We start from the raw sequence: 6,790 nt of genomic DNA, 5'->3' as shown, positions 1-6,790 counted from the left end.
AAAGGCTCTTTATTGTCCCATTTACCGTGACTGGCTATGAGCTCTGCAAAAATGGTCCATTTCTCATAAGCCATTGTATTCCACCAGGTTTGAATAAATTTGCTCTTTTCAAAATCCTCCTTGGTCTCCCATACTGCTAATAAAGCCCATTGTTTCCAGTCCGGATTAAGGTCGAAGGCGCCATTTCGCCCGCTTCCCATGAGCTTCCAAAAAGAGCATTTTTTGTCCAGAGCAAGTGGGAGCCGATGGATCGCCATAGCAAGCAAGGCAAATGGCACAAGAAGGGGTTTATATCTTACAACGGTTAAAGTAACGATCATGGGATCTATAAGGTTTTGCCTGTGTGCACGCAAAGTTAAAGATCAGAAGCTATTCTTTAGGTCTTTAGACGAAAAACATAGGAATTTGACCTGGCGATTGCTTAGCATATGCATTTCAATGCTAATTTTGTGGCATGGCAGAAGATTTAAAGATACTAAAGGGTACTAAAGAAGATCAATATCAATCTCTTATCCCACAGATCCAGGCATTACTTGAGGGCGAAACCGACCTGGTAGCAAACCTTGCAAACGTCTGTGCGGCATTAAAAGAACAATTTGGCTTTTTCTGGGTTGGATTTTATCTTGTGAAAGGTGAAGAATTAGTGCTGGGCCCTTTTCAGGGACCTGTTGCATGTACCCGGATCAGAAAAGGGAAAGGAGTATGCGGAGCTTCGTGGGCAGAGGCTAAAACCATTATTGTGCCCGATGTCGACGCTTTCCCTGGACATATCGCATGCAGCTCGGCTTCAAGATCAGAGATTGTGATCCCTTTGTTGAGCCATGGTGTTGTTGTGGGCGTATTGGATGTTGACAGTGCGGAACTAAATGAATTCGATGAAACTGACGGTAAATATCTCTCTGAAATCGTAGGCCTTATAAAATTTGAATTTGAATAATAAGCTAAGCCTTGACTTTTACAGTCAGGCAGATGTAGTGTCGGTTGCCCGCCAGCTTCTTGGTAAACACCTTTACTCCAAAATCGGAGGTAAAATTACGGGCGGAATCATTGTAGAAACTGAAGCCTATCGCGGTCCTGACGACAGAGGTTCGCATGCCTATATGGACAAAAAAACGCCGCGTACTGAAATGATGTACCAAGCGGGTGGAGTAGCATATATGTACATTTGTTATGGGATCCATGACATGCTGAACATCGTTACGGGTACCGAAGGTATGTCACATGCAGCTTTAATACGTGCAATAGAACCTATTGAAGGACTTGATGTTATGAGAAATCGAAGAGCTATATTCGATGATGATAAGCGTCTATGTCAGGGACCCGGAGCTCTTGCTAAAGCGATGGGACTTTCCAAGCTCCATAATGGTACAGACTTACAAGGAGATACTATCTGGCTAACAGATGAAGGCCTCAGTTATTCCGATCTGGAGGTGATGGCAGGGGCACGGGTTGGAATGAACTTTGAAGGACCGTATAAAACTATCCCATGGCGTTTTTATGTAAAAGGGAATGCCCACGTTAGCCGGCCGCGCATCTAAAGGCTAAATGCGTCCTGGGTCCAGCAACGGTATAGTTAAGACGGCTTCATCCTACGCTGAAGGCTTTGTTTAGACAGGGCTAGGGCAGGATGCAAGTAGTGCTTATATTTGGGCAGTTCCGTCTAAATATTGGGGAAGAATCACTAGCGACGTTTCGTATATTTAAACCTATTGAACGAAGAACCGTTCATGCACGATAAATACAGTTTAAAACAATGATGAAAACAAAAACCTTAGTGATTCTTAACACCATATCCCTTGCCGTACTCCTGATTATTTCATCCCTGGCACAGCAAGAGTGGTTTTCCGATCTCAACGTGGGGGAGGTATCTGATAAATATGAAACAGTTTTTGCACCTGCTTCCATAACCTTCGCGATTTGGGGACTTATATACGCATCACTCGTCGCATTTTGCATTTATCATATCGTTAAAGCATTCAATGCTGATGATACCGAGCAAGCTGATATGGATATTAAGGCAATTGGCTGGCTGTTTATCATAAATACTCTAGCAACGGCTGCCTGGTTAATCGCATGGGTGAACGAACAAATAGCTTTATCTGTTCTGTTGATCCTCATACAATTAATCAGCTTGATTATGATAAGTGTAAGGGCACATATCGCCAATCCCGACAGGTCATTATCGACTAAAATATTTACCCAGTTCCCTTTAAGTATATATTTCGCCTGGATCTGCGTGGCTACGATAGCTAATATCAGTGCCTTACTCGTTTCGGTCGAATGGGATGGGTTTGGCATTTCCGCGATTTACTGGACCATTATCTCGATAGGGCTAACAACGCTGCTATCTTTATTCATCATTATTGTCCGCCGTAATTTCTTCTTTGGATTGGTCATCCTTTGGGCCTTATACGGTATCGCGTTGAAGCGCCAGCAGGTTGACGAAGTTTTATATCAGGAGATTATAAATGCTGCCTGGGCCGCTTTCATTATCGTAGTAGTTACCTTACTGATCCGCGTGTTGAGAGCCAATAAATTTAAGTCGCACCCAATAACTAGCCCAGACTGAGCCTTTACACCGCATTCGATCCAATTTACGCTCATCCATTACCGGAAGGGCATCGCTTTCCCATGCTTAAATATGAACTAATCCCAGAGCAGCTTTTACGGGAAGGGATAATAAGACCACAAGATTTACATCTCCCGGGGGAAATCGACGAGGAGTTTATTCTTTTAGCCCATGCGCCGGGATACTGGGAACGTATGAGGGATCTTAAGCTAAGCGCCGCAGAAATCAGAAGAATAGGCTTTCCCCAAAGCGAAGAATTAGTGGAACGAGAACGCCGCATTGCGCAAGGTACAATTGAAGGAAGTCTGCATGCCCTTAACCATAAAATCGCTTTTAATGTAGCAGGAGGGACGCACCATGCTGGTTCCAATTGGGGGGAGGGTTTCTGCTTGCTTAACGACCAGGCTATTGCGGCAGCCTATCTGGTAAAATCAAAGCTTGTTCATCGGATTTTAATTATTGACCTTGATGTCCATCAGGGTAACGGGACCGCTGAGATATTCTCAGAAGTCAATCAGGTTTTCACATTTTCGATGCATGCGGAAAACAACTTCCCTTTCAGGAAGGAAAAATCAGATCTGGATATAGGATTGAAGGATGGTACAAGAGGTGAGGAGTACCTGGCAATTCTCACAGATAAATTAAAATTGCTTAGTGAAAGAGTCAAACCTGATTTCATGTTTTATCTTTCGGGTGTAGATGTCCTGTCTACTGATAAACTCGGTAAACTTGCACTTTCACAGGATGAGTGTTTAGAAAGGGACCGTCGGGTCTTCAGCTTCTGTCAAGAAAACAACATACCACTCCAGGTAAGTATGGGAGGGGGGTACTCACCAGAACTAAGGCATATCGTTGATGCTCACTGCAATACATTTCGCATTGCCAGAGAACTCTATTGCTGATTCTAAAAAATACGTTAATGTTTGGTAATATGCTGATTTTCAATTAATTTATTGTAGATTTGCACTATGGAAAAGCAATTCTTTACACGTTACCGTTTCGTTGACACCCGTACAGGCGATTTAATTAGATATATGAATATCAATGACCGCTTAGAAGATCATGTTGACAGACTTAAAAAGATGCAGTCTCAGATCTATAATGAAATTAAGATCCCTGTAACATCTATTCTTTACGAACTTGCCGAACCAGCTTCTTAGAAAAGAACTGGAACCTCATAAAGAGTAAACACGAAGAAACTAAAAGTCCCGCAGTTAATCCATACCATACTCCGTTGGCGCCTAGTCCCATAGATATTCCCAAATAATATCCAATGGGCAAACCAATAATCCAGTATGCGACAAATGTGATAATTGTAGGGACATTTACGTCTCCTATCCCCCTCAGTACTCCCAATCCCACTACCTGGGTCCCGTCAAATAACTGAAAGAACCCTGCTATGATAAGCAGCTGTGCCGCAATTGCTATCACAGACTGATCTGAAGTATATATCCAGGGCAAATATTGGTTTAATCCTATAAAAAGTATGGCTGTTAAAGCCATAAAGCCTAGCACAATATGATAGCTGGAGATAGCTGATAGTCTCAGATTTAAGAAATCTTCTTTCCCGAAATTATTTCCGGTTTTGATAGTTGCCGCGGAAGAGATTCCACCGGCCATCATGTAGGTCATAGAAGCGAGGTTGATGGCAACCTGATGAGCTGCTTGCTCTACCGCTCCAATCGTTCCTATGAAGATAGCGGCTGCGCTGAAAGCACTAACCTCGAAAGTATATTGCATGGCCACCGGGGCACCTATCTTCAGGATATTTAAAGAACGTACCTTATCTACAGCTCTAAAGGTGTAAGACTTAAGGTAATGCTTGAAATGCTTAGATCGCATCACGTATATAGCCATCACAACAGCCATAATTGATCTGTCGGCCAGGGTACTCCATCCCACACCGCTGACGCCCATCGGGCTTATTCCAAATAAACCTTTAACGAAAATTACTCCAAGGCAAATATTGAATAGGTTTCCCCAAAGGGAGATTATCATAGCCTGTTTCGTGAAACCCAGACCCTCAGCAAATTGTTTAAAGGTCATAAAGATCATAAGGGGGATGATCGATAATCCAAGCAGGGCTAAATAGGGTTTCGCTTCTCTGACGACTTCAGGCGATTGATCCATACGATCGATAATGGACAATGAACCATAGTAAACCAGAACATACAGTAAAAGCCCTACTATAGCGTTAATCACCAGGCTGTTAGCAAGGAGCTTTCCGCATTCTTTGAAGTTCTTCCTCCCGCTTTCCTGGGCTATTAAAGGGGTTAACCCATACGAGATGCCCATCCCAATGACCATAACGACCATGAAAATGCTGTTCACCAAAGCAACAGCTGCTAACGGAATGGTACCCGCAAAGTGGCCAACAATAATGCTATCGGCCGTGTGGACCAGTGTATGACCCAATTGGGAAATCACAACCGGGATCGCCAGTTTGAGGTTTGTCTGGTAATGAGGTTTGTACTTATAGAAAATTCGCTTTACCATTAGGGTTTATACCGAAAGAAAGGAGGCGGGCAAAGATAATCAGGAAGCAGTATAATACTCTTCTTTTTCTGTAGTATGCATCCTAATCACTCCGGAAAGCACGAGATTGACTAATATTCGATGGGTTCGCCTGCGGGAAAGGTTTAGCATGTGACTGTATTCCCTGGATGTAATTCGCTCATGTTCATCGAGATACTCCAATAGTGCCTTTTCTTTAGAAGAATATTCCAGAAAAACCCCATGTTCATTATTTTCTCTTTTAAGAACATCGACTACGATCTTGCTTGCCAGTACGCTTTTATCATTAACCCTGATGTAAACCCACCATTTCTTATCCTCCCCAAGGGCATAATGAGGTTTCATTTCGCTTTTTCTGATCTCAACGATTAAAACTACTTTCTCATCCACATAAACTTCTTCGAAAATAGGTTCAAGGGCCGGCTTACAATAAAAGTGGGCAGCTTTTGTAAGCATGTATTTCTCTTCATCTTCAGATTTTACACCGCTGATGGTGCCGTCGTCAGAAATCCCCACAAGCAATCGTCCACCCTTGTTGTTTGCAAAGGAAACCATGGTTTTAGCAATCTTTTCACAACTGGTTATTTTTCTTTTGAAATCCTGGCTGACACCTTCACCTTCTAAAATGAGCTTCCTGATCTTCATCTTTACAGTATTTTAATAAGCAGCAATGAACCTTATTTGAAATCATTATCTCTTTGTGAGGCCAGATTGCGTTTCGCCAAAAACTTAGTATGCAACAGGGCCTTCCTCACCCTTAAATAAGTTACGCAAATAGACTTCGTTTTGTACGGATGCGCAAACTTCTCCTTCCGAATTTAGGATTTCCAAAGGAAATGCCTTCACAAATTTACCAACAGTCTTTAACGCTAATTCTGCTTCAGTAATATCTTCTTCACTTAATGTAATCTTAAAGTACAAATTTGTGCGTCCCGGCTTTAAATACTGTATGTTAGCACTTTTCAGCCATACACGTACTTTAAAGCCTCTTCTTTTCATCACCTGATCGAATAGCATCGCGTAAAAGGGATCTGAAGCGCTGAAAATGGTACCACCGAAAATAGAGTTATTGTAATTGGTGTTCAGAAAGCTCTTTGAGATCTTAACGTGTACGCCCGTGAAGCCTTTATCAAATTTCTTAACCCATATCCGCTGGAAGAAAAGCGGTGGATAAAGCCTCATGGCCCATTTTAATGTACTTTCGGAAACTACCATAAATGCAATATCAGTAAAAGGCGGAGATTTCTAAAATATTCTATTTAATGAGACCTATCTGTGAAACATATGGGCCACTTCCTGTTTATGTATGGGCCTATTTTTGTTTCTCGATTTTGTTTGTAGATTGAACGCTCAAAATAAACACATGGATCAAATCGCTGCTAATAAGAAAAATGTCAGGCTTATCATAATCGTTGCTGCCCTGGGCTATTTCGTTGACATTTATGACCTCATCCTTTTCTCTGTGATTCGGGTAAAAAGCCTGAAGGGACTTGGCGTCCCGGATGCTGATTTGCTCGACGTTGGAACGATGTTGATCAATAGCCAGATGTTTGGTATGCTGCTGGGAGGTCTTTTATGGGGCATCATAGGAGATAAACGTGGTCGGATAAGTGTATTATTTGGTTCGATCCTGCTTTATTCGGTGGCTAACCTGGCCAATGGCTTTGTAACCTCCATTCCAGCCTATGCTGTTATCCGATTTATTGC

8 protein-coding genes and 2 pseudogenes are annotated in these 6,790 nt (G+C 42.4%); 6 read left to right on the top strand and 4 right to left on the bottom strand.

Annotated features, from left to right (window positions below; all coding sequences use genetic code 11):
* Nucleotides 1-320: pseudogene (locus WBJ10_RS12780) on the bottom strand (DUF3291 domain-containing protein); the annotation flags it as partial.
* Nucleotides 321-454: 134 nt separating this feature from the next.
* Here WBJ10_RS12780 and WBJ10_RS12775 point away from each other — a divergent pair.
* The 5 genes from WBJ10_RS12775 to WBJ10_RS12755 all read left to right on the top strand — a co-directional run bounded on the left by WBJ10_RS12775 (nt 455) and on the right by WBJ10_RS12755 (nt 3,729).
* Entirely contained in the window at nt 455-937 is a 483-nt protein-coding gene (locus WBJ10_RS12775) for a GAF domain-containing protein (protein WP_424290882.1), read from the top strand.
* A complete protein-coding gene (locus WBJ10_RS12770; RefSeq protein ID WP_424290880.1) occupies nt 930-1,538 on the top strand; it encodes a DNA-3-methyladenine glycosylase in 609 nt (202 codons plus the stop codon). The genes WBJ10_RS12775 and WBJ10_RS12770 overlap by 8 nt, the downstream gene beginning before the upstream one ends.
* Nucleotides 1,539-1,753: 215 nt before the next feature.
* On the top strand, nt 1,754-2,569 hold the full coding sequence (locus WBJ10_RS12765; RefSeq protein ID WP_424290878.1) for a hypothetical protein: 816 nt from the start codon (nt 1,754-1,756) through the stop codon (nt 2,567-2,569).
* A 62-nt stretch (nt 2,570-2,631) separates the two neighbouring features.
* On the top strand, nt 2,632-3,471 hold the full coding sequence (locus WBJ10_RS12760; RefSeq protein ID WP_424290877.1) for a histone deacetylase family protein: 840 nt from the start codon (nt 2,632-2,634) through the stop codon (nt 3,469-3,471).
* A gap of 66 nt (nt 3,472-3,537) precedes the next feature.
* The gene (locus WBJ10_RS12755; RefSeq protein WP_424290875.1) at nt 3,538-3,729 is read left to right on the top strand and encodes a hypothetical protein; all 192 of its coding nucleotides are present in this window, start codon (nt 3,538-3,540) and stop codon (nt 3,727-3,729) included.
* On the opposite strand, the gene WBJ10_RS12750 is transcribed toward WBJ10_RS12755, so the two are convergent.
* The 3 genes from WBJ10_RS12750 to WBJ10_RS12740 form a co-directional block, all read right to left on the bottom strand.
* Nucleotides 3,695-5,065 (bottom strand): MATE family efflux transporter, encoded by a 1,371-nt coding sequence (locus WBJ10_RS12750; RefSeq protein ID WP_424290873.1) that lies wholly within the window; start codon nt 5,063-5,065, stop codon nt 3,695-3,697. The two genes, WBJ10_RS12755 and WBJ10_RS12750, sit on opposite strands and share 35 nt — an antisense overlap.
* Nucleotides 5,066-5,104: 39 nt before the next feature.
* Complete coding sequence (locus WBJ10_RS12745; protein ID WP_424290871.1) at nt 5,105-5,728, bottom strand: RNA-binding domain-containing protein; 624 nt, start codon at nt 5,726-5,728, stop codon at nt 5,105-5,107.
* A gap of 84 nt (nt 5,729-5,812) precedes the next feature.
* The gene (locus WBJ10_RS12740) at nt 5,813-6,298 is read right to left on the bottom strand and encodes a DUF4442 domain-containing protein (RefSeq protein WP_424290869.1); all 486 of its coding nucleotides are present in this window, start codon (nt 6,296-6,298) and stop codon (nt 5,813-5,815) included.
* 148 nt (nt 6,299-6,446) lie between these two features.
* Between WBJ10_RS12740 and WBJ10_RS12735 the strand changes: the two are divergent.
* A pseudogene (locus WBJ10_RS12735) lies at nt 6,447-6,790 on the top strand (MFS transporter); the annotation flags it as partial.

The organism is Daejeonella sp. (assembly GCF_049655485.1).
Taxonomy (GTDB): Bacteria; Bacteroidota; Bacteroidia; order Sphingobacteriales; family Sphingobacteriaceae; genus Daejeonella.
Note: the sequence above shows the minus strand (reverse complement) of the source record. Positions and strands in the feature narration are given on the sequence as shown.